This is a genomic window from Rhodobacteraceae bacterium S2214 (assembly GCA_025141675.1).
GTDB lineage: Bacteria > Pseudomonadota > Alphaproteobacteria > Rhodobacterales > Rhodobacteraceae > Yoonia.
This window is the reverse complement of record CP081161.1, coordinates 2,170,103-2,196,853: the sequence shown is the minus strand read 5'-3', so window position 1 is coordinate 2,196,853 and position 26,751 is coordinate 2,170,103. Positions and strand designations below refer to the sequence as shown.

Below are 26,751 nucleotides of genomic sequence, written 5' to 3'. Positions count from 1 at the left end.
CCCATGTCCCTTCAAGGTAAAACTGCCGTCATCACAGGTTCAAATTCAGGCATCGGCCTTGGCGTCGCGCGCGAATTGGCGAAGCAGGGCGCGAATGTTGTTTTGAATTCATTTACCGATCGTGACGAAGATCATGCGCTTGCCGCCGAGATCGCCACGAATTTTGGCGTTGAGGCGAAATATGTCGCCGCTGATATGTCCAAAGGCGACGACTGCCGGAGGTTGATCGTCGAATCAGGTGGATGCGATATCCTGATCAACAATGCTGGTATTCAGCACGTGGCTCCGATTGAAGAATTTCCCGCAGCTAAGTGGGACGCGATCATTGCGATCAACATGTCCTCTGCGTTTCATACCACTGCCGCTGCCCTGACGGGTATGCGCGAAAAAGGTTGGGGGCGGGTGATCAATATCGCGTCCGCGCACGGTTTGACAGCGTCCCCGTATAAATCCGCATATGTCGCAGCGAAGCACGGGATCGTTGGCATGACCAAAGTGGTGGCCCTTGAGACTGCGCAGGAACCGATCACGGCAAATGCCATCTGTCCGGGCTACGTGCTGACGCCGCTGGTGGATGCGCAAATCCCTGAGACGATGAAGGAATACGGCATGGACCGCGAAACTGTCATCAAAGAGGTTCTGTTGGAACGTCAGCCATCCAAGGAATTCGCAACCACTGAACAGCTGGGCGGCACTGCCGCGTTCTTGTGCTCGGATGCTGCGGCACAGATCACCGGCACAACGATCAGCGTCGATGGCGGCTGGACGGCGCTGTAATGGCACCGAAGAAAATCAATCTGGCCCTGCAAGGTGGCGGGGCCCATGGGGCGTTCACGTGGGGTGTGCTTGATGTCATCCTACAAGACGAAGACATCGAAATTGCAGGCATTTCTGGCACATCTGCGGGCGCTTTGAATGGTGCCGCCCTTAAGGCCGGTATGGTCGCGGGGGGACGCCAAGGTGCCCGCGACAACTTGCGTTGGTTCTGGGAACAGGTCGGCGCGGTCACGGACGACCGCTGGACCGGTTGGATCAGCGGATTGACACCGAATGCTGCGGCTATGGCCAAGGTGCTGGAGATGTCACCTGCGTATCAAGCCTTTGATCTGACGACAAAACTGATGTCGCCGTACCTGTACGGACCCGCGCTGCAGAATCCGTTGGAAAAAATCGTCCGCGATTTCCATTTCGACGAGGTGTGCAATCCCGAAGGGCCGGAAATCAACATTTGCGCGACGAATGTACGTACAGGAAAGATCCGTGTGTTCACGGGGGAAGATGTGTCGCCCGAGGCGCTGATGGCGTCAGCTTGTCTGCCGAGCCTTTTTCAAGCCGTCGAATTTGTTGATCCCGCTACGGGCAAGATGGAGGCCTATTGGGACGGTGGTTATACCGGAAACCCTGCGCTGTTTCCCTTGTTTGAGCCACATTTGCCCGACGACGTCTTGGTCATCAACATCAACCCGCTGTGCCGTCATGAACTGCCGATGAATTCGCAGGCCATTCAGAACCGGATCAACGAAATCAGCTTTAATACGTCATTACTGCGCGAACTGCGGGCGATTGCGTTTGTGAAGCGACTGTTGGTTGATCACAAACTGCCTGAAGGCAGCATGAAAAACGTGCTCGTGCATATGATCGCGGACGATGAATTGATGAACGAATTGAACGTGGCGACGAAGACAATTCCGACACCAGTTATTCTTGCACGCTTGTTTGAAGCCGGGCAGGCGGCGGCGACGGTCTTCTTGGAAAATCACAAGGCTGATCTGAACAAACGCAGCACCGTCGATCTGGAAGAAATGTTCAGCTAAACAATAGCTTGAACGCCAAAGCCCACATGACGATGCCGATAAGGACGTCCAAGACCCGCCATGCTTTTGCGGATCGCATGAGCGGTGCCAGGAGGCGCGCGCCGTAGGCGAGGCTGAAGAAGAACACGAAGGACGACGTGACTGCACCGATACCGAAGCCAAGCTTTTCAGCGCCTTCGAACTGCGTTGAAATCGCGCCGATTAGCCCGAGCGTGTCGAGGTAGACATGCGGGTTCAACCACGTGAAGGCTGCCGCCGTTGCAATGGTCGCGGCCAAAGTCCCTGACTGACCCGCGAGCTGCATGTCATAATCGCCAACGTATGCAGCCCAAAACCGCATAAAACCATAACAGAACAGGAATGCGGCGCCCGCGTAAGCCGTGACCGTCGGAAGCGCTGGCCAGAGGGCGACGATGGCCCCAAAGCCCCAGACACCAGCGATAATCAGAACCGCGTCAGACAGCGCGCAGAATAACGCCAATGGAAAAACATGCGTTTTCAGCAGCCCTTGCCGCAGGACAAAGGCGTTCTGCGCGCCGATGGCGAGGATCAAAGCAAAGGCAGTGGCAAACCCAGTAACGGCGGCTGAGATCATGGTGATGTCGGCTTTGTTGGATCGGTTGTGTTCGGGTACACGAGACCCGCAGAAATCACCAGTTTGGCCGCGTCTTCGACGGTCATATCAAGTTCTTTGACATCTCTGCGCGGTAGGAACAGCAAAAAGCCGGATGTCGGGTTCGGTGTCGTTGGCAGGAATACTGTCGCGATGTCGTCGCCATCCGATAGTTTGGTGTGGATTTCACCTTTTGCATTCGTCGAAATGAACGCAATCGCCCAAATGCCACGGCGCGGGTATTCGATCAGGCAGGCTTTATCAAACGACGTATCTCTTTGGGAAAAAACGGTTTCTGCGATCTGCTTCACACCGTTGTAGATCGAACGCACGACGGGCATCCGTTCGACAAAGCGTTCGCCAAACCGGATCAGCGACCGACCCATCAACCCTTTACCGATCCAACCGACTAGGATCGTGAACAGCAGGAAGATAACAACGCCGATCCCGCGCACGTTCACACTGATCGGGTTTTCCGGATTACCAAAAAAGCGGTTGATTAGCGCTTCTGGGTGGTAGGCGTTGGGCACAAACGGCCAGACCCACCCATCGACCCAACCAACGATGGTCCATATGAAATAGAACGTCAGCCCGATGGGCGCGACGATGATCAAACCGGCCAGAAAATTACCCCGCACACCAGCAAAAAAACCGTGCTTGCGCGGGGGCGGAGGCGTTTGTGGAATTTGATCGTTTTTCATAAGAGGTCCAGTTGCTTATCCATCGATGTAGGGATTTGCAGTGAAAGCCACAAGGCCAGACCGAAGTGATGGGCGGGCTGGTTAGGTTTTGCTGAGTGCGACCGCGATTTCTGCGGCGACCCGTGCGTTGTTGCGCACCAGTGCGATGTTTGCAGTTAGCGATCGGCCCTCTGTCAGCTCGAAAATGCGACCCAACAAGAATGGCGTGACCGCTTTGGCATTGATGTTTTGCGCGTCAGCTTCGGCGAGCGCCTGTGCGATGACGGGTGCCAAAACCTCTGCTGGTATCTGGGCGTCTTGGGGAATTGGATTACAGACAAGCTGACCGCCGGACAGGCCCATTTCACCGCGCATCGCGTGTGATTTCGCGATGTCGGTTGCACTGTCCATACGCAATGGCGACGCCAAATCGGATGTGGCGGACCAGAATGCAGGCAGCATGTCTTGCCCAAGTGTGATCACGGGAACACCAAAGGTTTCAAGGACTTCGTAGGTTTTGTTCAAGTCGAGGATCGCTTTCGCACCCGCTGCAACCACAGTGACGGGTGTCAGCGCCAGTTCCTGCAAATCGGCAGAGATATCAAAGGTTTCTTCGGCCCCTTTGTGGACCCCGCCGATACCGCCTGTCGCAAAGACCGAAATGCCTGCTTGGGCCGCGCCGATCATCGTGGCTGCAACGGTTGTGGCACCTGTGCCACCTGTTGCGATACAGGCGGCGATATCCGCGCGCGATAGTTTTGCTACGTTTTCGGATTTGCCAAGTGCTTCCAGTTCGTCGTCAGATAGACCGATGTGCAGAACGCCGTTCATCACCGCAATTGTGGCCGGTACTGCGTTGTTATCGCGTACATCTTGTTCAACCAGCCGTGCCGTTTCCACGTTCTGCGGATACGGCATGCCGTGGGTGATAATCGTGCTTTCAAGCGCGACAATAGGTGTGCCGTTTTCACGGGCTGCGGCGACTTCGGCGCTATAGCTGATAGGGATCATAGGGGTGTTTCTCCGGATACGTAGGTCGCGGCGGCGTTCAGCGCGCGCGTCAGGGCTGCGGTGCGGTCCATGCCTTGCACTTCGGATGCAATATGGGCCGCCATAAAGGTGTCGCCAGCGCCCGTCACGCGTGTGACCATAACGGCGGGCGGGGTTGCTTCGATCACGTCGCCAGCAGTGCCTTCGGCTGCGGTTTTACCGCCATCAGTGACCAGCACACGGTGTGCACCACGCGTGCACAAGGCGTGCACCGCGTCGTTTGCGGTTTCAAAGGTCGTCTGGCACAAAAGACCCGCTTCTTCGAGGTTCACGTAAAGCGTCGCTGACGGATGACCAAGCAGGGCAAGCAGGCGGTTGGCTTTGCCCGGTGATGCGGGTGCCACACGCAGATCAGCCTTCGCGAACAGAGGCGATGTCGCGATCTGTTGCAGCAGTTCTTCCGTCAAATTGCCGTCCAGTGCTACGGGTCCGTCGAATGGCGCATCTGGCGTGCCGAGCTGGCCGTCTTCCATGGCACGCAGGATTTTCGCGCCTGCCGCTTCGAGCGAATGCGCATCGGCGATGGCTGCAATCAAGCCGTTCGCACCCTCAATGGCCATGTAAACGTCTGTTGGTAAATCGTCGGACCGGTACACATAGTCGGTGATCATGCCCATACGAATGGCTTCGGCGATGAGTTCATCACCTTCGGCGTCTTTACCGATTGCCGTCAGAAGGGCAGGTGTCAGCCCAAACCGCGACAACGTCATTGCGATGTTCATCGCCACACCGCCGGGTAAACGTGTAATCCGCCCCGGCACATCGCTGCCGACCCGCATATGGCTGGCTGCGCGTCCGATCACGTCCCACAGGACCGATCCAATACAAAGGATATCTGTTTGTTGTGTCATGTCCCGACTTCTGACCTAGGGCAGACGAAAGGACAAGCACGATCAGGGGGCCATAAACGTCATATTTGCCCACAACGTTTCGTAAGCCGAACCGTTGGCTTCGGCCTGACCAGTTGCTGCGCGCAAAACAACTGCGTCCAGTTGGTAAGCTGTGCCAGACGTCACTGGAATCGTGGCAATACCATCTGCATCGGTCCGCACGAGGCTGACAGTCACGGTGTCATCTGGTGCTTTGGCAAAGACTTCAATTTGCTCATTGGCACGGACGTCTGGTCCGTAAAACAACTGAACTTTGAAACCTTCGGACAAGTCATCGGTGTATGGATTGGTCAGTGCGACCATTTCAGTTTCCAACCCAACCCGTTGATCCGCACCCGTGCTGTCGCCAACGCCGATGAGTGATTTGGAATAGCGCACGTATGTTTCTGTAAAATCTGATTCCGGCAGGCCGCGCGCGTCATGCTCGGGCCGCACATTGCCGAAATCTTTGTGATCGACGAACTTTTGAAACTTTTCCCAGCTTTCGTAGGTGATCGTGGCTGGCGTTGACTGGTAAGCCAACACGTTAAGCCCGTTGCGGCTGGCAGCCATGTTCAGCGCAGGAATATCGCCATTGCGCCCTGTCACTTTGATCCCGCTGCCATCGTTGAAGGTGATGAAGTGGCGGAAACGGCGGTCGAGATAGGGCAAGGTTGTCCCTGCAAAGTCTTCGCCGTTTTTGATCTGCGCTTGCAATTGACCATCGCGCTCTACCTGATAGGCAAGTGGCTCTAACCAAAGCTCATGCGCCGATGAAACGGCTGGAGCAACGGTGAGAGACGACAGTGCAAAAACGAGGGCAGAGATGCGCATTTTAAAATCCTTTAACTTGGTCAACAACCTGTGGCATCTGGCCGCCGTGTCAACCATGATTGCGATCTGGCTCGCGACAGCGTTACCGGCGCGAGCGCATGAAGTTCTGCCTGCCATCGCGGATATGGAGCAGGTTGATGATAGTCTTGCGTTCAATGTTCGCTTGAACGTTGAAAGCTTTATCGCCGGAATCGATCTGACCGAAACCGCAGATACAAATGATGCGCCACAAGCCGCCGACTACGACGCCTTGCGGGCGTTGTCCGCCGAAGAATTGGGCGCACGGTTTGAAGCGTTCTGGCCGGAAATGGCGGATCGCGTCACGATTTTGATGGACGGCGCAGCGGTTACGCCTGAGTTGTCCGGTTTTACAATCGCCGAAACAGGCGATGTTGAAACGATCCGTGAAACTTACGTTTCTTTCATCGCGCCATTCCCGGATGGGACTGCGCCTGAGACTGTACAGGTCGGTTGGGCCAAAGAATTTGGCGCGCTTGTGCTGCGTCAGCAAGGCGTCGATGCGCCCTATGACGGTTTCCTCGAAGCTGGTGCTTTGACGGATCCAATCGCATTGGCCGGTGGCAATCAGGCCGGCGGTTGGGAAACCTTTGTGAACTACATTCCCGTTGGTTTTGATCACATCGTGCCAAAGGGCTTGGATCACATCCTGTTTGTCCTCGGCTTGTTCTTCTTGTCGACACGGATGCGCCCACTGCTGACACAGGTCACATTGTTCACATTGGCCCACACGATCACACTAGCTGCTGCCGCACTGGGTTACGTTTCAATTTCCGGCGCTATTGTTGAGCCGTTGATCGCCGCGTCCATCGCGTATGTTGCGATTGAAAACATCTTTATGCGTAATCTTAGCCCGTGGCGGCCTGTTGTGATCTTTGGCTTCGGTTTGTTGCACGGTCTGGGCTTTGCGTCCGTTCTGGCGGAATTCGGTCTGCCGGATGGGACGTTTGTCCCTGCATTGATTGGCTTCAACGTCGGCGTCGAAGTTGGTCAGTTGGCTGTAATTGCGGTGATGTTCTTGGCTGTTTGGCAAGCGATCCGTATCGACCGCGGTGCCAATGAGGCCAATCAGGGTATGGCTGTCTACGCCGTCCTGATTGCTGCAACCATTGCGCTGTTGGTCTGGTCGCCTTCCGGCATGGCCGAGGTGCTCGAGAACCCGCCATATGTGTTCTTGGCCCCAATGCTGATGATTTTCGTTCTGTGCTTTGGTTCAGTGGTTATGCGTGATCACGTCGACGCGTATCGCCGGATCGTGACGATCCCTGCGTCCGTGTTTATTGCGGTCATTGGTATCTATTGGGTCATCGAACGGGTGTTCCTCTAAGCGCTTAACGGCTTGGTAAATGCGTGGGTGTTAGGCCAAGGCCATGCCCCACGTATTGTCCTTGCTTTTTCCTGCGTTGATCCCGTCTTGGCGGTTCTTCAGAGCGGTTGAACCGTCACCGCGGCTGGAATGGATGATAAATAAAGGGACGTGGCGGGAATACCGGCCGCGTCCTTTTTCCGTTTCGGGGTGGCAGATGGCCCGACGGCTGATCTGGAACCCGCAGTGGAATGATATGCTTTATATGGTCAGTTTGGCGGAGAGGCTGACGGTTGCGCCGGATGATCAGACACTGAACGAGATTTGGAACCGGTTGGGACGTGATCTGGCGGGGCAGGGTGTGAAGCCTGCGGATCAGGTCCAGTTTCGGCTGGCCTTTGTTAGTCGGGCAGCGCCGGAGGTGACTTATCTCTCCGAAATGATGTTGTTCTCCGAGATAGCGTCATGAAGTTTGATGTGGCGTTGCGCCTAACTGAGATCGTGATGGCCTTGGCTTTCGTCCAGCAGTGCGCCGAACATCTGGCCGTCGGTACGCGCAGTGATCGGTTGTGGTTTGGGGGCCGTGCTGTCGCCTGTGTCGGGTTGCTTTTTAGTATAGCTACGCCGTTTTGTCTGGTGGTGCTTTGTGCTATCAGCCTGCGCAATTTGTCACGTTTTGGCGGGCCATATAATGGCGGCAGCGATAAGATGAGCCTGCTGATCCTGTGGTGTGTGACGGCGGCGCACGGACTGCCGGTACGGCTTTGGCAAGAAATGGCGCTGGCGTACCTCGCGGTTCAGGTAACACTATCCTATTTGATCTCGGGCCAGATCAAGATCGTGAACCCCGCTTGGCGATCCGGTCAGGCGCTGGTCGACGTGTTCGCGTTCTCGGCCTATCCGGTCAGTGAACAACTACGCCGTCTTGCGCAGCATAAATCGCTGCTGTTGGTGATGTCCTGGGCGGTGATGCTGTTCGAGGTTCTGTTCCCATTGACCTTGTTGGACGGTACCGCACTGATCATAGGACTGGGAATTGGTGCCAGTTTCCACCTCGCAAACGCCTGCCTGTTCGGGCTGAACCGATTCTTCTGGATATGGCTCGCCGCATACCCATCGTTGATCTGGTTTCAGGGACGATTATCAACTATTTTGACGTTACAGCGCGACGCGGGCCTCTTTTGGCCCTAAATATCCCCGCCGGAGGCATCCGACACTTGCAATGCCCACCAACCACCGCTAATGGACCGCTACGAAATCCCCAGACGGGGCGGGTTGAATGGGGAGAAATCCCAGACAATCCACCGGTTGATGCACCCGCATTGATACCCCCGTCCTAGGTTAGAAACCGGAAAAGGAATAAGACATGGCTCTTCCTGAGTTCACCATGCGTCAGCTGCTCGAAGCAGGCGTACACTTTGGCCACCAGACAGCGCGCTGGAACCCAAAGATGGGCCCATACATTTATGGTTCCCGTAACGGCATTCACATCATGGACCTGACACAGACAGTTCCAATGCTTGACCAAGCGTTGAACGTGATCCGTGATACAGTCGCTAAAGGCGGCCGCGTTCTTTTCGTTGGTACAAAGCGTCAGGCTGCAAAGCCAATCGCTGATGCTGCTGAAAAGTCCGCTCAGTTCTACATGAACCACCGTTGGTTGGGCGGCACACTGACAAACTGGCAGACTGTTTCCCAGTCTATCAACCGTCTGAAGTCCATCGACGAAGCATCCGAGAACGGCTTTGCTGGTCTGACCAAGAAAGAACGTCTTGGCATGGAGCGTGAGCAGGGCAAACTGCAGGCGTCTTTGGGCGGCATCCGCGAAATGGGCGGTGTTCCTGATCTTCTGTTCGTCATTGACGTAAACAAAGAAGACCTGGCCATCGCAGAAGCACAGAAACTGGGCATCCCAGTGGTCGCTGTTGTTGATACCAACTGTTCCCCAGCTGGCGTCGACTACGTGATCCCAGGCAACGATGACGCGGCACGCGCAATCGCATTGTACACAGACCTCGCAGCACGTGCAGCACTTGACGGTATGTCCGCTCAACTGGGCGCGGCTGGCGTTGATCTTGGCGCAATGGAAGAGTTCGCTGAAGAAGTTGTAGCTGAAGAAGCTGCTGCTGAATAAGCACTGCGTTTCGCAAAATTGTAACCGGGCAGGGGTATCTCCTGTCCGGACCCGAAATTCCATTTAGGAGACACCAGATGGCAATCACTGCTGCAATGGTAAAAGAACTGCGCGACAGCACTGGCGCAGGCATGATGGACGCCAAGAAGGCGCTGACAGAAAACGACGGCGACATGGAAGCGGCTGTTGACTGGCTGCGCACCAAAGGCCTTGCAAAAGCTGCGAAGAAATCCGGCCGTACGGCTGCTGAAGGTCTCGTTGCTGTTGCTGTTTCCGGCAACAAAGGTGTTGCTGTTGAAGTGAACTCTGAAACAGACTTCGTTGGTAAAAACGCTGACTTCCAGAAAATGGTTGGCGGTATCGCGGCTGTTGCACTGGGCGTGAACACAACAGAAGAACTGAAAGCAGCTGACATGGACGGCAAGTCCGTTGAGCAGACTGTGACGGATGCTGTTGCTGTGATCGGCGAAAACATGGGCGTTCGCCGCATGGAAGCGCTGGAAGGCGACAACGTGGTTTCCTACGTCCACAACGCTGCTGCCACAGACATGGGCAACATCGGCGTTCTGGTTGCTATGAAAGGCGACAACGCTGCATTTGGTCGTCAGGTTGCGATGCACATTGCTGCGACGAACCCTGCTGCACTGGACGAAGCATCCCTCGACACAGCTGTTGTTGAGAAAGAAAAGCAAGTTCAGATGGACATCGCACGCGAGTCTGGCAAGCCAGAAGCTGTGATCGAAAAAATGATCGTTGGCCGTATGAAAAAATACATGGCTGAAGTGACACTGCTGAACCAACAGTTCGTTGTGAACCCTGATCACACAGTTGCAGAAGCTGCCAAAGAAGCTGGTGTTGAAATCACTGGTTACGTGCGTCTTGAAAAAGGCGAAGGCATCGAAGTTGTTGCTGAAGACTTTGCCGCTGAAGTTGCAAAAATGAACAGCTAAGCTGTCATTTTCCAAGCTTTTGAAACGGCGCGTATGTTTGACATACGCGCCGTTTTTTATGGGGTTTCATAAGTTTAGTTTGCCACATTCGTACCGCATTTCGGTTCTACCTCTGGAAGAGTTAACCTTTTGGAGACTAACGAATGCCAACGACTGAGACCCGCACCGACCCGGACGATATTTATGGTTGGACCACAATTGAAAGCACGTTTGATGACGGTGGTTTGCTGACATCAAAATTGACCACTTATGATAGTGGAACGACCCGACAAGATGACTTTTATCCCGTTGGTTATGTCGATCCGCTGAACATCGTATCCGAGACAATTGGCCAAGTGACGTTGATGTCGGATCTGCCGATCGGGGCAGGGAGTCTGCATAGCTGGGACAGCATTCTTACCTACTATTCAGAAACCACGCCTGGCCTACGTCTATTCCAACAGACAATCGACGACACCGGACTTGAAAAGAACACGACCTTTGGTGAAGACGGCGCAATCACGGGTGTCGCGCAATATGATTTGGGGGACGTGAAGTCATGGGACAGCTATGTCCGGACGTATGACCAAGACCCTCGAATTTCATCGACACGGATCGTTTATGATGATGGAGATGTATACGAAAAGACGTCTCAGATTTCTTCACTATTTGACCATCCGACGTGGCGCGATGAAACTGTCACTCGGGAAGACGTTAGCGGCAGCCAAGACTACGTTTATCAAACCGAGGTCCACCTAATTGTTGACCTGAGCCTCACTGATCCACTGGCAGAAGACGTCACCCATCTGATTGAAGCCGAAACGCTTTATGATGACGGTGTTCTCGTCGAATATTCGTCTGATGATCTGGGAGGGTATGGCTATTATCAAGTCAGCACGGACCAAAATGATGCCCATGATTGGGAAACGATAACAGCGGACTTCGCCACGGATTACTCTGGGTCAATCAAAACGATCTATGATGACGGAAGCATGAAACATGAAAATTTCGTGTCGGGTTCTTCGGCCATATGGATCACGAATGCCGCCGGTATAAACATCTACAGCGAAGGCCGTTCCTATGATGACAACGGCAATCTTACGGAAATTTCGGCGTCTGGGTTAGGTACCACTTCGAAGGTTGAACGTTTTGAGGATGGAATCCGTACATTAACAATGGAATTTGATAGTAGCTACGATGTTGAGTCGTTTTCAGAGCGACACACAAACTACGATGAAAACGGCGTTATCAGCACCCGCGAAACGTATTTCGACAACGGGCAAGAACAGACAGAGCTCTTCTACAGTTCGGGCGTACGGCAGAATACAATTGTCGTTGATGCACCGGACATCGCTAGCTACGCGCTAAAAGCGGATGCATACGACGAAACTGGCGCGTTAACTGAACGCCGCACGCACTATGATGACGGCCGTGAAGTCGTGGACAGTTATACAAACGGCACTCGTGACAGCCGTGTCACGACCGATCAACAGGACGCGTATGACTTTGTGTTGAAGGCAGATGTGTTTGATGCGAATGGCGACTTGGTTAATCGATACGTCCAGTACGATGACGGACGCTACGATACCGAGTACTTTGAAGATAATGTGCGGACCGCCAAAGTGACAGAGGATCAGGCAGACGCCTACAATTACATCCAGAAGGCAGCCGTTTACGGCGCTGATGGCGTGCTGACTGAGCGGAACGTCTCATATGATGATGGACGGACACTGAACAGTTATTACGACGAGGGCCGTTTGGCGCACACAGTCATCGAGGATACGACTGACGCCTTCAATTACGAAGCGATGCATGTTTTCTATGATCAGGCAGCTGGGATCGAAATCCGTGAAACGACCTACGATGATGGACGCGTTCGGACACAGGCAAAAGAAGACGGTGTCGTCTTGTTTGTGACGGACGAAGACAAATCCGCGGATGGTCTTGCCTACAATTATTCGGAACGGGCCACTGTGTATGATGCCGATGGCACACGACTGCAGACGCGGACGGAACTGGATTCCGGCGATCAATTCGTTTTCAACTATGCCGACGGCGCTAAAGAGCAGCGTGTCGATTATGATGGGAACGACTCTGAAACCTGGTTGTTTAAGGTCACAGATTATGCGCCCGATGAAACACCGGTTGTAACGTACTACGATACCTTCGCTGAAACACCGACGGACATCATAGACGATTTTAACTTCTTAATGGTCTAACAAACGCCGATGGTCGCCCGGGGGCGACCATCGTTCTACTCGTTAAGAAACCAAAACTACACAGCGTCGGGAGAACGCAGTGTTTACCGATGATACCTTGCGCGTCCATTGGGACGGGGACATTGCGCAAAAGATCGGGTTGCCGGCGTCCGAAGGCAAACCCCCAAACCACCGACGCGTAAATCACCCTATCCCCGAAATAACGGGGGGTATGACCCACAGTTCCCAGGCCTTAGGCCACCACTCACGGAACTCCTTCACAATGGACGTTAACCTTGCGTAAGGAAAGTAAGGGAAACCTGACCTTTTTGCCGAAAATTGGAAAAATTTCCCCGCAAGGTCAGGCTTTTATCTGGAAATCAATTATCGAGGACGAACATCTGGTTGTAAAAGGCGGCCTTTAGTACCGCTTGAGCTGTGGTCTCTACATCAAGAGACTCACGTGCAAGACGCAGATGTTTCTCTACGGTTGCCGCCGTGAGGCCAAGAAGGATCGCAATATCTTGCGTCGTTTTGCCATCACCAACCCATTGCAACACCTCGCGCTGGCGTGTCGTCAACTTGCGAGATCCGGAATGGGGCAGGGCGAGGATTTTAAGGTGCATAACGTTGTTCAACACCATCAGTTCATCGCCATGTTGAGCCCAGATTTGATCAACCTTATCTTGCGACATGCCTTCGTCACCGATCAGCGCAATGGCACCTTTGCTGCGCTGTGAAACAGACCGGAAACTGAGTGTATAACCGGTTGCGATCCCATAAGATTTATTGAATTCAATGACTTCGTGTTCTTTCTGGCTTTCCAGATCAGTTCCGATCATTTCCTTCATCCAACGCCAGCTACACGCGCCGTCATTGCGCAAGGCCCATTGAATCATGGGGCCGTGGAAGTAGTGACCATCTTCGACGAACTTATCGACGTAACTGGATGATAGATTGGTCAGCAAAACCCAGTCTTGCGGGTCTCCGATCGCGACCTTGGCGGAAGATGAATAGTAACGTGTGAAGGCGTAAATCAGCCGTTTGAACCCATAGGCTGCCATGTGTTTTGTGTGGATTTCCCACAGTTCTTCAACAGTCTTTGCATTCGTTAGCTCGTACAATTTCGCAATTGTCTGGCTCATGTTTCAGTTGTCCCTAAGTATCCGGCAAGCGCGTCCATGGCCAACGGATAACCCGCTGCACCAAAGCCGCAAATCTGGCCGACGGCCACTTTTGAAATATAGGACAGGTGTCGAAATTCTTCGCGTTGGTGGATGTTTGAGAGGTGAAGCTCAACCACCGGAAGGCTAACGGATTTAATCGCGTCCATGATCGCAATCGACGTGTGAGTGTAGGCGCCGGCGTTCAGAATGATCCCGTCATGCACGCCGCGTGCCGCGTGGATTGCGTCGATCAGAACGCCTTCGTGATTGGATTGCAGGAAGCTGACGGCAACGTTCATTTGCGTGGCTTTGGCTGTGCAAGTGTCTTCGATATCAGCGAGTGTCGTTGACCCGTAAACCTCGGGTTGACGCGTCCCAAGCAAATTTAAGTTTGGTCCGTTAAGTACTAAGAAAGAGTGTCCCATAAATGGGTAGTAACAGTCTGTTAGCGTTTAGCAAAATGAAAATGCAATTTTTGAGCCGTGAGAGGTTATTATCAATCTCTGGTAGTAAACCCGGTAATGCATACGCTTTAGTTGACGTTGGGTCATGCTGGGAGGCCGCAATCAGCCAGCCTTCCAACCCAAATATATTACATAATACTGATTATACGATTGCTGGTGTCGCTGCAAAGTTAGAATGTCTCACATCTGCAAAGTAGAAGTGTCACACTTCCCTGTTGAAGCAGGATTGGAGTGTGGCCGTGGGATTGGTGATCATGAGCGAACGCGAGCTGAACCGCATAGAAGTACTGAGCCAAGTGACACAAGGCCGGATGACGGCAGTGACAGCGGCAAATGTTCTGGGACTGAGCCGACGACAAGTCCATCGGCTGTTGAAGAGTTTCCAGGCAGAAGGCCCAGCAGTGATCCGTCACAAAGCGCGTGGCCGAAGATCGAACAACAGTATTGATCCTGCGGTGCTTGAGTTTGCTGTGACGCTGGTCAAAGAGAACTACATCGACTTTGGGCCAACCTTTGCAGCTGAGAAGCTGGCCGAGGATCACGGTCTGAAGGTATCCCGTGAGACGCTTCGCAAGTTGATGCAGGACGCTGGAATCTGGTTGTCACGCAAACAACGTCGCACATTCCATCAGCCCAGATTGCGCCGGGAATGCTTTGGCGAGTTGATCCAGATTGATGGCTCAGATCATCGCTGGTTCGAAAATCGCGGGCCAGCGTGCACTCTGCTCGTTTTCATAGACGATGCGACCAGTACGTTGATGCAACTGCGGTTTGTGACCTCTGAGAGTACCTTCAGTTACTTTGAAGCGCTGGATCTGTATCTGGCAGCACATGGTCGGCCGGTTGCGTTCTATTCTGACAAACACACAGTGTTTCGTGTCGCCAATCAGTCGGCCAAATCAGGGCACGGCATGACCCAGTTTGGTCGGGCTTTGAACGCGTTAAACATCGAGATTCTCTGCGCAAACAGCTCTCAGGCCAAAGGGCGTGTCGAACGCGCCAACCGCACCTTGCAGGATCGTTTGGTTAAAGAACTTAGGCTTGCAGGCATCTCAGACATGGAGGAGGCGAATGCGTTCCTGCCCGGCTTCACGGACCGCTATAACGCCAAGTTTGCAAAGGTGCCCCGTCGCGCCGACAACCTGCACCGTCCGATGAACATCGAACCGGATCGTCTGCGTGACATCTTCTGTTTCAGAGACGAGCGGCTTGTCAGCAAACAACTGGCCTTCTCCTATGAGCGCCAACGTATCATCCTGGCCGAGAATGAGATCACCCGCGATCTGCCGGGCAAATATGTGGATACCTTCGCCTTTCCAGACGGCAGCTTGGACATCCGATGGAAAGGCGTTTCAATCCCTTACACCGTCTTCGACAAGGATCAGCGCGTCACACATGCGGCCATCACTGAGAACAAGCGCCTAGGTGCCGTGCTTGAACACATCAAAGCTGAACAGGACAAGGCCGCTCCTAAAAAGCGCCGCGCTGGCAAACAGCGCACACGCTACGAGCCAACCGGGCGGCGCAACACAGAAGGTTGGAGTTCAAAGCTGGCCATTAGAGCCAAAAAGAAACAGGCGGAAGCTACGCAGACAGCAGCAGAATAACAACGCCCGCATGGCTAGTCCGGGCTGCGATATGTGAAGTCTCCGCCCTGCCCAGCCATGCTCGAACTCCGCCAAGTGGGACATTTCTACTTTGCGCAACGACGGACATTTCTACTTGGTTCCAACACTGGATTAACCGAGCGCGTAGCCTGCTCCGCGTACTGTCCGTAGCGGATCTTGCCCACCAGATACTGTCAGCGCCTTGCGCAATCGTCCGACGTGTACGTCGACTGTCCGAGTGTCCACGTAGACGTCACGCCCCCAAACACGGTCCAGCAATTGGTCGCGTGACCAGACGCGTCCCGGTTTTTCCATGAACGTGCTGAGCAATCTGAATTCTGTCGGCCCAAGTTTCAGCGCATCGTCGCCACGTGTCACGCGGTGCGTTTCTGCGTCCAGTGTGATGTCATCATATGTCAACGTCTGGCCGACTGTCGCTGGTCGCGCGCGCCGCAGCTGTGCGCGTACACGTGCCATCAGTTCGGTCACAGAATACGGTTTCTCGACGTAGTCGTCGGCGCCGGTTTCCAGACCCCGCACTTTGTCTGTTTCTTCAGTCCGCGCTGACAGCATGATCACTGGGATCGTGCGTGTGTCTGACCGTACCTTCAGTTGACGGCACACTTCGATACCGGACAGCTTTGGCATCATCCAGTCCAGAATGATCACGTCAGGCGGATCTTCTGCGACGCTGAGCAACGCATCTTCGCCATTGCTGGCTTTGGTCGTGCGGTAGCCTTCGGCTTCGATATTGTAGATCAGCATTTCACGCTGAGACGCTTCATCATCTACCACAAGTACATGCGGAATCTGCGACATCTGACTTACTCCGGTGTCCGAACAAAGGATGTTTCGTCGCCCTTGGGCCGTGCTTCTTCGGGCATTTCACCGGTGACCAGATAGATCACCTGTTCGGCCATATTGGTTGCCAGATCACCCATCCGTTCAACGTTTTTCGCCATGAAATGCAGGTGCATACAGGCTGTGATGTTGCGCGGGTCTTCCATCATGAAGGTCAGGAATTCACGGAACAATGCGTTGTACATCTGGTCGACTTCGTGGTCGCGCTGACGCACTTCTTCAGCCAAATCCGCGTCACGACGCACGTAAGAATCCAGCACATCTTTGAGCATAAGCTGCACTTCGCGGGCCATACGACGGAGCGCTTTGTCTGACCCGTTGATCGCAGGCATATCGACCAATGTTCCAGTCCGTTTCGCCATGTTTTTCGCGTAATCGCCGATCCGTTCGAGCGATGCTGCGATGCGAAGCACTGTAAGAATGCTGCGTAAGTCCTTGGAAACAGGCGCGCGTAGGGCGATGGTGCGGGCCGCTTCGTCGTTGATCTGGATTTCTAGGGCGTCGATAACCTTATCCCCTGCCCGCACGTTTTCGGCCAGTTCAAGGTCGCGGTTTGCCAAGGCTTCTGCAGCTGACAGAATGGCCTGTTCAACAAGCCCGCCCATGCGCATCACCAGTGCCTGGATTTCTTCGAGATCGCGGTCGTAGGCGGATGAAATATGGTTGTCCATGATGCCTGCTCCTTACCCGATCCGGCCAGAGATGTAGCTCTCGGTCCGTGGGTCTTCTGGGTTCGTGAAAATCTTGTCGGTGTCGGAATATTCAACCAAGTTACCAAGGTGGAAGAACGCCGTCTTCTGCGACACACGTGCAGCCTGCTGCATAGAGTGTGTGACGATGACCACCGCGTAGTTCTGGCGCAGTTCGTCGATCAGTTCTTCGACCTGAGCCGTCGCAATCGGGTCCAGCGCTGAACATGGTTCATCCATCAGCAGAACCTCGGGTTCGGTTGCCACAGCCCGTGCGATGCACAGACGTTGCTGCTGACCGCCTGACAGGCCTGTACCCGGTGCGTGAAGCCGGTCTTTGACTTCGTCCCAGATTGCGCCGCGGCGCAGTGCCTTTTCAACAATGTCGTCAAGATCAGCCTTGTTACGTGCAAGGCCGTGAATTTTAGGACCGTATGCTACGTTGTCGTAGATCGATTTCGGGAATGGGTTCGGTTTCTGAAACACCATGCCGACTTTAGCCCGCAATTGGACCGGATCAACGCGGCTGTCGTAGATGTCTTCGCCGTCGATCAGGATGTCACCTTGCACGCGGCAAATATCAATTGTGTCGTTCATCCGGTTGATACAACGCAGAAAAGTAGACTTGCCGCAGCCAGATGGTCCGATGAAGGCCGTTACGGTTTTATCGCCGATCTCGACATTCACGTCCTTGATCGCATGTGTTTCACCGTAGTGAACCTGAACGCCTTTGGCGCTGATTTTGACGTCCTGTTGCGTGCTCATAGCGCGATCCATTCGATACATATCTTCCATTGTTCTGTCTCCTGCCCTTACCAGCGGCGCTCAAAGCGGCGGCGCAGGATGATTGCGATCAGGTTCATCGTCATCAAGAAGACGAGCAAGATGATAATGCCGCCCCATGCGCGTTCATAATAAGCGGGGTCTGCCCGTTTTGCCCATTCGTAGATTTGGGCAGGCATGGCAGAGTTCGGGTCCAAGAAACCGGATGCCACGCCGTCGGGGTAGTTTGATGCGATGTAGCCGACCATGCCGATCAGCAGCAGCGGTGCGGTTTCACCAAGCGCCTGTGCCAGACCGATGATGGTCCCTGTCAGGATACCCGGCATGGCCAGTGGTAGCACATGGTGGAACACCGACTGCATTTTGCTGGCCCCGACACCCAGTGCCGCGTCGCGGATGGATGGTGGGACGGATTTCAGTGATGCCCGTGTCGAAATCACGATCGTCGGCAGAGTCATCAGCGTCAGGGTCAGGCCACCAACCAGCGGGGCTGATTGCGGTAGATGTGCAACTTGAATAAACGCTGCCAAGCCAAGGATACCAAACACAATTGACGGTACAGCGGCGAGGTTTGAGATGTTCACCTCGATCAGGTCCGTGAACCAGTTTTGCGGCGCGAATTCTTCGAGGTAGATGGATGCGGCCACACCAATTGGCAACGCCAAGACCAGCACAACAATCATCATAAAGAACGACCCGAGCATGGACACACCGATCCCTGCTTGTTCTGGTCGGCTTTCGGATGCGTCGGCACCTGTGATGAAGGCCCAGTTGAACACGCGTTCGACGGATCCTTGTTCAACCATCACGTCGATCAGATCGAGGTGTGCTGCATCAAGGTTTTTGTCCCGCGCAAGGTCTTCACGTTGCACGCGGCCTTTCATGTAACCATCGACCCGTGATGATGTCAGGACCCGAAACGCGACGGTTTCACCAATCGTGGCTGGGTTAGCCAGAACGTGATCACGAATAACTGCTGCTGCACCCGATGACAGGATTTTAGCAAGGTCGCCGTCGTCAACTTCTGTTTCGATGTCACTGGTCGCATTGATCAGTGCTGTTTCGATCAACGGTTTGTAGCCAAACGTCGACGTCTTCTTTAGCTCTTCAATGTCGCGATTGCCGTTTGGATCGAGCCGTTCTTCAAGCAATTCGACGTCGAGCGTCACATAGGTTTGTGTGAAAGCAGGCGTTCCGTTCTGAATAATCGCCCACAACAGGGCAACAAGGAACAGAACCCCCACCATGATGGCCGCGATTCCGTAGGCTTTGAAGCGTTTTTCGGCCGCGTCTCGCTTTTTGGTGCGCGCATCCTTCACGAGAAGCGATTTGCCCTTTTTGTGCGGATCGGCGGATGGTGTCACAGTGGCGTCAGACATTAGTCGTACTGCTCCCGATATTTACGAACGATGATCAGGGCGACAACGTTCAGCCCTAGTGTGATAACGAAAAGAGTGATCCCAAGCGCGAAGGCCACCAGCGTTTCAGGGCTGTTGAATTCCCCGTCACCTGTCAGCTGTGCGACGATCTTGGCGGTCACGGTTGTCATTGCCTCGAATGGGTTCATGGACAGCGATGCCGCGGCCCCTGCCCCGAGGACCACGATCATGGTCTCACCGATGGCCCGTGATGCGGCCAACAGGATCGCGCCTACGATGCCCGGCAATGCAGCTGGCAAGACGACTTGGCGGACGGTTTCGGAATGGGTAGCCCCAAGGCCGAAGGACCCGTCACGCAGTGATTGTGGCACCGCGTTAATGATGTCATCGGATAGGGAGCTGACAAAGGGGATCAACATGATGCCCATGACCAGACCCGCGGTCATCGCAGCAGTCCCGCCGGTCATCCAATCCACGCCGAACCAACCGCCATCGCCGAAGGCATCAAGCAACAATGGACCGACTGTCAGCAAAGCAAACAAACCGTAGACGATGGTCGGGATACCTGCGAGCAGTTCCAGCATTGGTTTGGCCACAGACCGTACAGAGTTTGACGCATATTCGGACAGGTAGATCGCCGCAAACAGCCCGATTGGCACGGCCACGATCAGCGCGATCAGTGAAATGAACAGCGTACCCCAGATCAGCGGCAAGAACCCCAGATCAGATTGACCACCGCGACCGGAAAAACTCGGTTCCCATTTGGTGCCGAACAAAAAGTCCATGAAGGGGTAACGTCCGAGAAAGTCGATGGTGTTGGTGATCAGCGATAGGAAAATACCGATCGTTGTCAGAACCGCGACACTGGCCGCTGCAATCAGAACGACCATCACGGCGCGTTCGACATAGTTGCGCGCCCGGAAATCTTTGTTGGTCATCATGTAGGCGGCAAGCCCGCAAGCAAGCGCGATCAGTACGACAACGATGGTGCGTAGCGTGTCGCCCGTGGCCGACAGGCTGCGATATTGCTGCGCCATATCCAGCGTATTCTGTTCGACGTCAGACCCGAGTGCGACGCCGACGCTGCCCAAGGTTCCGCGAATGTCGTCCGTTTCCACATTCAGCGATGCGGCTTGGTCGGCGGTCAATGCGCCCTGCTCTACCGCGAGGGATAGGCCATCTGCAACGCGGCGCACATCAGCTAAGGCCAATGACCGTTCGCCCGCATCTGTTGCAACAGCGGGATCAAGGTCGCCGCTGATCATCGAATTGATCGCCATTGGCTGTGTAATCAACCAGAGCATCAAGACAGCGATGGCTGGGACCGCAGCCGCGAGCGCCGTGTTCGCGCCATAATAACTAGGAAGAGAGTGAAGATTGCGACGGTCACCGCCGCCCGAGGTCATGGCCCGTGATTTTGCGGCATAATAGCCGAAAACCGCCAGCACCAGTAACACACCAAAAAGCCAAGTTGCAGGCATCAGGACCCCCCGTCCCTTTTAAGTATGATGCGCCACGCTGTCGTTATGTCAGCATGGCGCGGTCTTTTCAGTGACCTAATTCAAGGCCAAGTTCATGTACACCTTACAGTGTGTCTTCGTTCGCTACAGCATCCTGTGTCGCGGACAGTTCTGGATCAGATACCAGACCGTAGTCGGACAATGGGCCTGACGGACCAGCGATGTCGTTAGAGATGAAGAATTCAGCGAATTCTTTCAGACCTGGGATCACGCCGATGTGCGCTTTCTTGATGAAGAAGAACAACGGACGGGATACCGGGTATTCGCCGGACGCGATGGTTTCTGTCTTTGGCTCAACGCCGCCGATTGTCGCCACTTTCAGTGAGTCTGTGTTGTTCTCGTAGAACGCCAGACCAAACACGCCGATGCCGTTCGGGTTGCTATCTACACGTGCGAGTGTCTCTGTGTAGTCGCCGTCGATGTCGACTGTGATCCCGTTGCCGCGTACGGAGATACATGCGTCTTCAGCGTCGTCTTCGGACATGCCGCCAGCCATCATAGCTTCCATTGCACCTGTGTCTTCACAGCCTTGCAGCAGAACTTTGTCTTCGAACACTTCGCGTGTGCCGTGCTTTGTGCCCGGGATGAACGCAAGGATGTCAGCCGCTGGCAATTCAGCGTTGAAGTCAGCCCATTGTGTGTGTGGGTTTTCAACGATCGCGCCGTCTACCAGAACTTTTTCGCCAAGTGCGTTGAAGATGTCGGATGCTTCAAATGCAGTGAATGCAGGACCGTCGATTTGGGATGCAAATACGATGCCATCATACCCGATGCGCACTTCGATGATGTCGTTCACGCCGTTTTCGGTGCAAAGCGCGATGTCGCTTTCGCGGATTGGGCGGGAAGAGTTTGCGATGTCGATGGTGTTTTCGCCAACACCTTCACAGAAACGCTTCAGGCCAGCGGATGATCCGCCTGATTCAACAACTGGTGTTGGGAAGTCGAAGTTTTCGCCGAATGCTTCAGCAACGATGGATGCGTATGGCAAAACAGTAGAAGAACCAGCAACCTGAACGTTGTCACGTGCAACAGCAGCAGTTGCAGAAATGGCCGTGATAGCCAGAACGGAAGCAGAAATTTTCAAAGACGACATTTGTATCTCCAAGTCAGTCATTTGTTAGGCAGGCGCGTATCGCCGAACCCTTGGGCACCGTTTAGGACCCGTTTCAAAAGCTTTTGTGACACTAATGTAAAGGTTTTATGACAGTCCGGATTTTTGGCGGAAATTGTTTAAAACCATGCGGTTAATCGTCCTGTATTTGCTGGGAGACCTGTTTGGCGTTCACTGGAAGGAGAATCGTGACAGTTGTTCCTTGCCCCTCGACGCTTTCAAACACCAACCGGCCGCGATGCCGGTTAAGGATATGTTTCACAATCGCAAGGCCAAGTCCCGTCCCGCCCATTTCACGGTCGCGGTGATCGTCGACACGGTAAAAGCGTTCGGTCAGCCGGAAGAGATGCCGTGCCGGAATGCCGATGCCATAGTCCTGCACAGATATCCGAACGCAGTCCTGTTGCAGTGATTTCTCAAACCGTTCGGGGTGGATTGCCACGGTGATTCCACTTTCCGAGGCGCCGTATTTGATCGCGTTTTCGATAATGTTGTGAAGCACTTGTTGTAGCTGTGCCGCGTCGCCGGGAACAGTGACTGGGTCCGCAGGCACTTCAACCGTGAGGTGCGTGCCTGCGGTTGAGGCAAGCGGGTCAAGGAGGTCGACGGATTGCCCTACGATGGTTGTCAGATCAACGGGATCAGTGGGCCTGCTGCGCTCTGTTTCTTCAACACGGGACAGAGACAAAAGGTCATCGACCAAGCGGCGCAATCTGTCCGCTTCAGTCGCCATGATCCCAAGGAACCGTTCCTGTGCTTTGGGGTCATTTTTTGCCGGTCCTTGCAGGGTTTCAATGAAGCCAAGAAGCGCTGTCAGCGGCGTGCGCAGTTCGTGACTGACATTCGCAACAAAGTCGCGGCGGACTGAATTGACGTCTTGTTCTGCGGACTGATCCTCAAGAATTATGAGCGTTTGACCGGATTCAGGCACAACGATTGCCTCGAATGTTTGATCAGCATTGCCAGAACGGACGATAAATCGCGCCGTCTTTTGAGAGCCATCGCGTCGCGCTTGGTCAATTGCATCCAAGAGCGCTGGTTGCCGCAAAGCAGTCACATAATTGCGGCCCGTAAAGTCAAGATTGAGTAGTTCGGTCGCAGCCGGGTTTTGCATACTGATCCGTTGGTCTGGACCGATAATAACGATAGGTGATTTAACTGAGTTCAGCAGAACCTTTAGCGGGAAGTTCGACATGTTGATGTCACTTTTCTATAGCGATCCATAAATTGTGTGAATCAACTCACACTTGAATGGAACAAACTTAACCACGGTTTCGTTTCAACAATGTAACGATCTACAATGACCCTACGGTTTGAAACGGATTAGATCCCATGTCGGCGCAGCAACTACCACGGAAGAAGTTCCTAGAAAACCTACGTGATCGCGTCATTGGCGAAGATCGGGCGGTGACGCTTGTCGTGGGTGATGTTGTCAAATGGACGACCGAAGGGCGGACAATGCCTTATGTCGAGGATCTGACCTATGTCGATTTCGATCAGCTATCCGAAGACACGATCGCGACAATCCGACCTGATGTAGTTCTGTCACCGCTCGTGACCGACGGCTTTGATGCGTATCAGGTCACTCGGTTCTTGGCGTCTGCCGCATATAAGGGACGTTACCGCGCAATTTCACAAACGCTGCCGAATCTGACGATGATCCGTAATGAAATCAGGGCGGTGGGACCTGCAATTGATTTCGATATCGTGATCATGCCGCCGACATTGGTGTCTGTGAATTAGTCAGCGATTACTTTCAGCCCATCCCGAAAACGCGCTGCGTTTTGTTGGTAGTGGATTGCAGATAGCGTCAGCCCTTTGATTGCAGCCGCATCAAGGTCCCGCACGATTTTGCCTGGTGATCCCATGACAAGCGACCCATCCGGGATCACCTTGCCTTCGGTCACCAAAGCCCCTGCCCCAATGAGGCAGTTTTTCCCGATCACGGCCCCGTTCAGGATGGTAGCGCCCATGCCGACAAGACTGTTATCGCCGATGGTACAGCCGTGCAGCATTGCTTTGTGACCGATGGTGCAATTTGTCCCGATGGTCAGCGGGCTACCCGGATCAGTATGCAAAACGCAGTTTTCCTGCACGTTGCTGCCTTCACCGACCACAATAGGTTCGTTATCGCCACGGATCGTTGTCCCGAACCAGACCGATGAATTGGCAAGAAGTGCCGTATTACCAATGACATGCGTGCCGGGTGCTATCCATGCGGTTGGATCGACTTGTGGTCGTACGTCATTGATTTCATACAACATTAGCGTTCCTCGAATTGATCTTGCAGCGTGCGGACGTGATCCATCAGATCAGGTTGCTGACTGGCCCTTAGACGTTCAGCGGAAATGATGGTTTTCAGTCGTTCTTCGGTGGTGGCCAGATCATCGTTCACCAGAACATAGTCATACCCGTCCCAGTGACTGATTTCGTCCCAGCTTTTTTGCATCCGCTTTTCGATTGTCTCATCGTCGTCTTGTCCACGCGAGACGAGGCGACGGTGCAGTTCTGTGATGGACGGCGGCAGGATGAAGATCGACAACACGTGATCCTTCAACGCAGATGTGGAAATCTGCTGCGCGCCCTGCCAGTCGATATCGAACAAAACATCACGCCCCGCTTCGATTGCTTCTGACACGGGACCTTGTGGCGATCCGTAGTAATTTCCGAAAACGCGAGCGTGTTCGAGCATTTCTTTGTCTGAAACCTGTCGCTTAAAGGTTTCTTCTGTCACGAAGAAATAGTCTTGGCCATCGACTTCACCCTGACGCGGAGCACGTGTCGTCGCCGAAACGGAAAACCGCAGTGTGTCGTCCCATTTCCGCAATGCGCGCGCCAAAGTCGATTTGCCTGCACCGGATGGAGAAGACAAAATAATTAGTAGTCCACGACGCGCCATTAGTTACTCCACATTCTGAATCTGTTCGCGCATCTGATCGATAAGTGTTTTGAGTTCAAGCCCGATCCCGGTCAGTTTTGTGTGCTGCGCTTTGGAACACAGCGTATTAGCTTCGCGGTTAAATTCCTGTGACAGGAAATCCAGTTTCCGGCCCACAGGGTGATATTCTTTTTGCGCCACTTCGAGCAGTTCGGACGCGGCGGTGACATGTGCTTTCAGGCGGTCGATTTCTTCGGTCACATCGGTTTTGACGGCCAATGCGGCCATTTCCTGTGCCAGCTTGTCCGGATCAAGGTCGGTATTGCTGAGCACACGTTCCATCGCCGTTTGCAGCGCTTTTTCCGCCTCAGGGCGTCGTTCGATGATAGCGGCTTCTGCGTTTGCGATATTCCCTGCGATATCAGACAATTGTGTTGCGATGATCGCGTTCAGGCTTTGGCCTTCGCGTTCCCGCATGTTCACCAGATCATGCAGAAGCGGTCCGATATCTGCTTTGATCGCCGCCACGATTTCAGCACTCGGCCCTTCGTTGCCCGCGTTTTGCACAACGCCCCGTTGGTTCAGGACATCCGCAGTTGTTGGTTGGCCAAGGGTCACACCCATCGTAAATGCGCGTTCCTGAATGACGTCCAGCGCGCCGAGCACGCGGTCCAATTGCGCTTCGTCCAAAGACAGGTTTTGCGCTGTATCATTCATTGTAAGACGCAATGTCAGGCTGACATTGCCGCGTTTGATCGCCTTGGTGAATGCCGCGCGAATGTCGGCTTCCAGCCCATCAATGCCGTCCGGCAGTCGTAGCCGTAGATCCAATCCGCGTGCGTTCACGCTCCGCACCTCCCACGCCCAAGTTGCCCCATCCGCATGGCCTGTCCGGCTGGCAAATGCTGTCATTGATTGGATCATGGTGGTCTCGCTTTGCTGTGTGGCTCAGTTATTCGTACTGCGAAATCAATGAGTCGGCAAACAAGACTCGCTTGCTTTTGCGGTGGGGCGTCGCAGTGGTCCGTTAACCCATTAATCCTTTGTTAAGTGATTTGTGGTAACTTTCTGTTAACTTGTACGCAATTGATGAAGGCCGACGAAGGACAGTCAGATGCCCAATGAGCGTGAGTATACAACCCAACACCGCACCCCGTTTCACGATCAGGCGGGCGAAGACGTTCTAACGCGTGTCGAAGCGCATTGGCAGGATATGCGCAAAGGATCGGCCCTGCCAAACCGTGTTGATATGACACCTGGACCGTTGTCGGATAGCCTTGCGCATTGTTTTACCTTGGAACGTGTCACCCCGTCCGTCGCGCGTTTTCGCGTTGCTGGTCGCGCTATTCACCAAATACTGAATCTTGAGCCACGCGGCATGCCGATCAGCGCGCTTTTCACACCAATGGGCCGTGAAATGGTTGCGCCGATTATTTACGACGTATGTGAAGGGCCTGAAATTAGCGAAATCCCATTGGTCGCGCCACGTGGCCTAGGCCGCAGCCCATTGCGTGGTCGGATGTTGCTACTGCCATTGAAGCACGATGGTGAGGCGGTGAACCGTATTTTCGGCGCGATCGTGATTGACGGACGTGCGGGACGGCGTCCGCTTCGGTTTGAATTTGATAGCGAACAGTCGTTGCGCAGCGAACCTGTGCAGCCTGTCATCCGCACGGTCCACGAAATCCTGAAGTATCCGGATGTCGCACCGGTCGCCACACCGCCGCTCCCTTCCCCGCAGATATGGGAACCGCCTGCGTTACAGCCTACCTCGACACCTACGCCAGCTTTGCGTTTGGTCGTCGATAACACCTGAAACGAAAAAGGGCCGACCCATTTGGATCCGCC

28 protein-coding genes are annotated in these 26,751 nt (G+C 54.1%); 11 read left to right on the top strand and 17 right to left on the bottom strand.

Going from position 1 to position 26,751, the window contains the following annotated elements; all coding sequences use genetic code 11:
* Positions 1 to 3: 3 nt before the first annotated feature.
* Positions 4 to 777 (top strand): 3-hydroxybutyrate dehydrogenase, encoded by a 774-nt coding sequence (locus K3729_10970; protein UWQ97993.1) that lies wholly within the window; start codon positions 4 to 6, stop codon positions 775 to 777.
* Complete coding sequence (locus K3729_10965) at positions 777 to 1,814, top strand: patatin-like phospholipase family protein (GenBank protein UWQ97992.1); 1,038 nt, start codon at positions 777 to 779, stop codon at positions 1,812 to 1,814. The genes K3729_10970 and K3729_10965 overlap by 1 nt, the downstream gene beginning before the upstream one ends.
* Here K3729_10965 and K3729_10960 read toward each other — a convergent pair.
* The 5 genes from K3729_10960 to K3729_10940 all read right to left on the bottom strand — a co-directional run bounded on the left by K3729_10960 (position 1,807) and on the right by K3729_10940 (position 5,977).
* Positions 1,807 to 2,409 carry a LysE/ArgO family amino acid transporter gene (locus K3729_10960; protein ID UWQ97991.1) on the bottom strand — a complete coding sequence of 201 codons (603 nt, stop codon included), beginning with the start codon at positions 2,407 to 2,409 and terminating at the stop codon, positions 1,807 to 1,809. The genes K3729_10965 and K3729_10960 overlap by 8 nt on opposite strands.
* The gene (locus K3729_10955) at positions 2,406 to 3,128 is read right to left on the bottom strand and encodes a DUF502 domain-containing protein (GenBank protein UWQ97990.1); all 723 of its coding nucleotides are present in this window, start codon (positions 3,126 to 3,128) and stop codon (positions 2,406 to 2,408) included. The genes K3729_10960 and K3729_10955 overlap by 4 nt, the downstream gene beginning before the upstream one ends.
* Positions 3,129 to 3,209: 81 nt before the next feature.
* A complete protein-coding gene (locus K3729_10950) occupies positions 3,210 to 4,118 on the bottom strand; it encodes a pseudouridine-5'-phosphate glycosidase (protein ID UWQ97989.1) in 909 nt (302 codons plus the stop codon).
* Positions 4,115 to 5,008, bottom strand: a complete 894-nt coding sequence (locus K3729_10945; protein ID UWQ97988.1) for a kinase — start codon at positions 5,006 to 5,008, stop codon at positions 4,115 to 4,117. Before K3729_10945 ends, K3729_10950 begins: the two co-directional genes overlap by 4 nt.
* A gap of 42 nt (positions 5,009 to 5,050) precedes the next feature.
* A complete protein-coding gene (locus K3729_10940; GenBank protein ID UWQ97987.1) occupies positions 5,051 to 5,977 on the bottom strand; it encodes a DUF4198 domain-containing protein in 927 nt (308 codons plus the stop codon).
* Between K3729_10940 and K3729_10935 the strand changes: the two genes are divergently transcribed.
* The 6 genes from K3729_10935 (at position 5,916) to K3729_10910 (ending at position 12,466) form a co-directional block, all read left to right on the top strand.
* Complete coding sequence (locus tag K3729_10935) at positions 5,916 to 7,205, top strand: HupE/UreJ family protein (protein UWR01023.1); 1,290 nt, start codon at positions 5,916 to 5,918, stop codon at positions 7,203 to 7,205. The genes K3729_10940 and K3729_10935 overlap by 62 nt on opposite strands.
* Before the next feature lie 43 nt (positions 7,206 to 7,248).
* A complete protein-coding gene (locus K3729_10930; GenBank protein ID UWQ97986.1) occupies positions 7,249 to 7,653 on the top strand; it encodes a hypothetical protein in 405 nt (134 codons plus the stop codon).
* The gene (locus K3729_10925; GenBank protein UWQ97985.1) at positions 7,650 to 8,375 is read left to right on the top strand and encodes an HTTM domain-containing protein; all 726 of its coding nucleotides are present in this window, start codon (positions 7,650 to 7,652) and stop codon (positions 8,373 to 8,375) included. The genes K3729_10930 and K3729_10925 overlap by 4 nt, the downstream gene beginning before the upstream one ends.
* A gap of 175 nt (positions 8,376 to 8,550) precedes the next feature.
* Positions 8,551 to 9,318 carry a 30S ribosomal protein S2 gene (rpsB, locus tag K3729_10920; GenBank protein UWQ97984.1) on the top strand — a complete coding sequence of 256 codons (768 nt, stop codon included), beginning with the start codon at positions 8,551 to 8,553 and terminating at the stop codon, positions 9,316 to 9,318.
* A 77-nt stretch (positions 9,319 to 9,395) separates the two neighbouring features.
* Positions 9,396 to 10,268: a translation elongation factor Ts gene (gene tsf / locus K3729_10915; protein UWQ97983.1), complete on the top strand. Its 873-nt coding sequence runs from the start codon at positions 9,396 to 9,398 to the stop codon at positions 10,266 to 10,268.
* Between the two features lie 143 nt (positions 10,269 to 10,411).
* On the top strand, positions 10,412 to 12,466 hold the full coding sequence (locus K3729_10910) for a hypothetical protein (protein UWQ97982.1): 2,055 nt from the start codon (positions 10,412 to 10,414) through the stop codon (positions 12,464 to 12,466).
* 359 nt (positions 12,467 to 12,825) lie between these two features.
* On the opposite strand, the gene K3729_10905 is transcribed toward K3729_10910, so the two are convergent.
* Both K3729_10905 and aroQ read right to left on the bottom strand, forming a co-directional pair.
* Complete coding sequence (locus K3729_10905) at positions 12,826 to 13,590, bottom strand: LuxR family transcriptional regulator (protein UWQ97981.1); 765 nt, start codon at positions 13,588 to 13,590, stop codon at positions 12,826 to 12,828.
* The gene (aroQ, locus tag K3729_10900; protein UWQ97980.1) at positions 13,587 to 14,036 is read right to left on the bottom strand and encodes a type II 3-dehydroquinate dehydratase; all 450 of its coding nucleotides are present in this window, start codon (positions 14,034 to 14,036) and stop codon (positions 13,587 to 13,589) included. Before aroQ ends, K3729_10905 begins: the two co-directional genes overlap by 4 nt.
* A 278-nt stretch (positions 14,037 to 14,314) precedes the next feature.
* Between aroQ and K3729_10895 the strand changes: the two genes are divergently transcribed.
* Positions 14,315 to 15,682: an ISNCY family transposase gene (locus K3729_10895; protein ID UWR01022.1), complete on the top strand. Its 1,368-nt coding sequence runs from the start codon at positions 14,315 to 14,317 to the stop codon at positions 15,680 to 15,682.
* A 132-nt stretch (positions 15,683 to 15,814) separates the two neighbouring features.
* On the opposite strand, the gene phoB is transcribed toward K3729_10895, so the two are convergent.
* The 7 genes from phoB to K3729_10860 all read right to left on the bottom strand — a co-directional run bounded on the left by phoB (position 15,815) and on the right by K3729_10860 (position 23,220).
* Entirely contained in the window at positions 15,815 to 16,501 is a 687-nt protein-coding gene (gene phoB, locus K3729_10890) for a phosphate regulon transcriptional regulator PhoB (GenBank protein ID UWQ97979.1), read from the bottom strand.
* Between the two features lie 5 nt (positions 16,502 to 16,506).
* Positions 16,507 to 17,214 carry a phosphate signaling complex protein PhoU gene (gene phoU / locus K3729_10885; protein UWQ97978.1) on the bottom strand — a complete coding sequence of 236 codons (708 nt, stop codon included), beginning with the start codon at positions 17,212 to 17,214 and terminating at the stop codon, positions 16,507 to 16,509.
* 12 nt (positions 17,215 to 17,226) lie between these two features.
* A complete protein-coding gene (pstB, locus tag K3729_10880; GenBank protein ID UWQ97977.1) occupies positions 17,227 to 18,027 on the bottom strand; it encodes a phosphate ABC transporter ATP-binding protein PstB in 801 nt (266 codons plus the stop codon).
* Positions 18,028 to 18,044: 17 nt separating this feature from the next.
* The gene (gene pstA, locus K3729_10875; protein UWQ97976.1) at positions 18,045 to 19,394 is read right to left on the bottom strand and encodes a phosphate ABC transporter permease PstA; all 1,350 of its coding nucleotides are present in this window, start codon (positions 19,392 to 19,394) and stop codon (positions 18,045 to 18,047) included.
* A complete protein-coding gene (gene pstC, locus K3729_10870; GenBank protein ID UWQ97975.1) occupies positions 19,394 to 20,875 on the bottom strand; it encodes a phosphate ABC transporter permease subunit PstC in 1,482 nt (493 codons plus the stop codon). The genes pstA and pstC overlap by 1 nt, the downstream gene beginning before the upstream one ends.
* Positions 20,876 to 20,978: 103 nt before the next feature.
* A complete protein-coding gene (locus K3729_10865) occupies positions 20,979 to 22,007 on the bottom strand; it encodes a substrate-binding domain-containing protein (GenBank protein ID UWQ97974.1) in 1,029 nt (342 codons plus the stop codon).
* 151 nt (positions 22,008 to 22,158) lie between these two features.
* A complete protein-coding gene (locus tag K3729_10860; GenBank protein ID UWQ97973.1) occupies positions 22,159 to 23,220 on the bottom strand; it encodes a two-component sensor histidine kinase in 1,062 nt (353 codons plus the stop codon).
* A gap of 137 nt (positions 23,221 to 23,357) precedes the next feature.
* On the opposite strand from K3729_10860, the gene K3729_10855 reads away from it, so the two are divergent.
* Positions 23,358 to 23,768, top strand: coding sequence for a hypothetical protein (locus K3729_10855; GenBank protein UWQ97972.1), 411 nt, complete (start codon positions 23,358 to 23,360; stop codon positions 23,766 to 23,768).
* On the opposite strand, the gene K3729_10850 is transcribed toward K3729_10855, so the two are convergent.
* Genes K3729_10850 through K3729_10840 form a run of 3 tightly spaced genes read right to left on the bottom strand, consistent with a single transcriptional unit; the run spans position 23,765 to position 25,827 of the window.
* Complete coding sequence (locus K3729_10850; GenBank protein ID UWQ97971.1) at positions 23,765 to 24,289, bottom strand: gamma carbonic anhydrase family protein; 525 nt, start codon at positions 24,287 to 24,289, stop codon at positions 23,765 to 23,767. The two genes, K3729_10855 and K3729_10850, sit on opposite strands and share 4 nt — an antisense overlap.
* On the bottom strand, positions 24,289 to 24,924 hold the full coding sequence (gmk, locus tag K3729_10845; protein UWQ97970.1) for a guanylate kinase: 636 nt from the start codon (positions 24,922 to 24,924) through the stop codon (positions 24,289 to 24,291). The genes K3729_10850 and gmk overlap by 1 nt, the downstream gene beginning before the upstream one ends.
* Before the next feature lie 3 nt (positions 24,925 to 24,927).
* A complete protein-coding gene (locus tag K3729_10840) occupies positions 24,928 to 25,827 on the bottom strand; it encodes a YicC family protein (GenBank protein ID UWQ97969.1) in 900 nt (299 codons plus the stop codon).
* Positions 25,828 to 26,017: 190 nt separating this feature from the next.
* On the opposite strand from K3729_10840, the gene K3729_10835 reads away from it, so the two are divergent.
* Positions 26,018 to 26,719, top strand: coding sequence for a PAS domain-containing protein (locus K3729_10835; protein UWQ97968.1), 702 nt, complete (start codon positions 26,018 to 26,020; stop codon positions 26,717 to 26,719).
* The last annotated feature ends 32 nt before the right edge of the window (positions 26,720 to 26,751 follow it).

Excerpts from the sequence above, each read along its gene's own strand:
- tsf (UWQ97983.1), top strand. The coding sequence starts at position 9,396 with ATGGCAATCACTGCTGCAATGGTAAAAGAACTGCGCGACAGCACTGGC.
- K3729_10955 (UWQ97990.1), bottom strand. The coding sequence starts at position 3,128 with ATGAAAAACGATCAAATTCCACAAACGCCTCCGCCCCCGCGCAAGCAC.
- K3729_10965 (UWQ97992.1), top strand. The coding sequence starts at position 777 with ATGGCACCGAAGAAAATCAATCTGGCCCTGCAAGGTGGCGGGGCCCAT.
- pstA (UWQ97976.1), bottom strand. The coding sequence starts at position 19,394 with ATGTCTGACGCCACTGTGACACCATCCGCCGATCCGCACAAAAAGGGC.
- K3729_10925 (UWQ97985.1), top strand. The coding sequence starts at position 7,650 with ATGAAGTTTGATGTGGCGTTGCGCCTAACTGAGATCGTGATGGCCTTG.
- K3729_10930 (UWQ97986.1), top strand. The coding sequence starts at position 7,249 with ATGCCCCACGTATTGTCCTTGCTTTTTCCTGCGTTGATCCCGTCTTGG.
- aroQ (UWQ97980.1), bottom strand. The coding sequence starts at position 14,036 with ATGGGACACTCTTTCTTAGTACTTAACGGACCAAACTTAAATTTGCTT.
- K3729_10945 (UWQ97988.1), bottom strand. The coding sequence starts at position 5,008 with ATGACACAACAAACAGATATCCTTTGTATTGGATCGGTCCTGTGGGAC.
- phoU (UWQ97978.1), bottom strand. The coding sequence starts at position 17,214 with ATGGACAACCATATTTCATCCGCCTACGACCGCGATCTCGAAGAAATC.
- K3729_10840 (UWQ97969.1), bottom strand. The coding sequence starts at position 25,827 with ATGATCCAATCAATGACAGCATTTGCCAGCCGGACAGGCCATGCGGAT.
- K3729_10970 (UWQ97993.1), top strand. The coding sequence starts at position 4 with ATGTCCCTTCAAGGTAAAACTGCCGTCATCACAGGTTCAAATTCAGGC.
- K3729_10855 (UWQ97972.1), top strand. The coding sequence starts at position 23,358 with ATGTCGGCGCAGCAACTACCACGGAAGAAGTTCCTAGAAAACCTACGT.
- K3729_10940 (UWQ97987.1), bottom strand. The coding sequence starts at position 5,977 with ATGGCAGGCAGAACTTCATGCGCTCGCGCCGGTAACGCTGTCGCGAGC.
- pstB (UWQ97977.1), bottom strand. The coding sequence starts at position 18,027 with ATGGAAGATATGTATCGAATGGATCGCGCTATGAGCACGCAACAGGAC.
- K3729_10910 (UWQ97982.1), top strand. The coding sequence starts at position 10,412 with ATGCCAACGACTGAGACCCGCACCGACCCGGACGATATTTATGGTTGG.
- pstC (UWQ97975.1), bottom strand. The coding sequence starts at position 20,875 with ATGCCTGCAACTTGGCTTTTTGGTGTGTTACTGGTGCTGGCGGTTTTC.
- rpsB (UWQ97984.1), top strand. The coding sequence starts at position 8,551 with ATGGCTCTTCCTGAGTTCACCATGCGTCAGCTGCTCGAAGCAGGCGTA.
- K3729_10935 (UWR01023.1), top strand. The coding sequence starts at position 5,916 with ATGATTGCGATCTGGCTCGCGACAGCGTTACCGGCGCGAGCGCATGAA.
- gmk (UWQ97970.1), bottom strand. The coding sequence starts at position 24,924 with ATGGCGCGTCGTGGACTACTAATTATTTTGTCTTCTCCATCCGGTGCA.
- K3729_10950 (UWQ97989.1), bottom strand. The coding sequence starts at position 4,118 with ATGATCCCTATCAGCTATAGCGCCGAAGTCGCCGCAGCCCGTGAAAAC.
- K3729_10850 (UWQ97971.1), bottom strand. The coding sequence starts at position 24,289 with ATGTTGTATGAAATCAATGACGTACGACCACAAGTCGATCCAACCGCA.
- K3729_10865 (UWQ97974.1), bottom strand. The coding sequence starts at position 22,007 with ATGTCGTCTTTGAAAATTTCTGCTTCCGTTCTGGCTATCACGGCCATT.
- K3729_10860 (UWQ97973.1), bottom strand. The coding sequence starts at position 23,220 with ATGTCGAACTTCCCGCTAAAGGTTCTGCTGAACTCAGTTAAATCACCT.
- K3729_10905 (UWQ97981.1), bottom strand. The coding sequence starts at position 13,590 with ATGAGCCAGACAATTGCGAAATTGTACGAGCTAACGAATGCAAAGACT.
- K3729_10960 (UWQ97991.1), bottom strand. The coding sequence starts at position 2,409 with ATGATCTCAGCCGCCGTTACTGGGTTTGCCACTGCCTTTGCTTTGATC.
- K3729_10835 (UWQ97968.1), top strand. The coding sequence starts at position 26,018 with ATGCCCAATGAGCGTGAGTATACAACCCAACACCGCACCCCGTTTCAC.
- phoB (UWQ97979.1), bottom strand. The coding sequence starts at position 16,501 with ATGTCGCAGATTCCGCATGTACTTGTGGTAGATGATGAAGCGTCTCAG.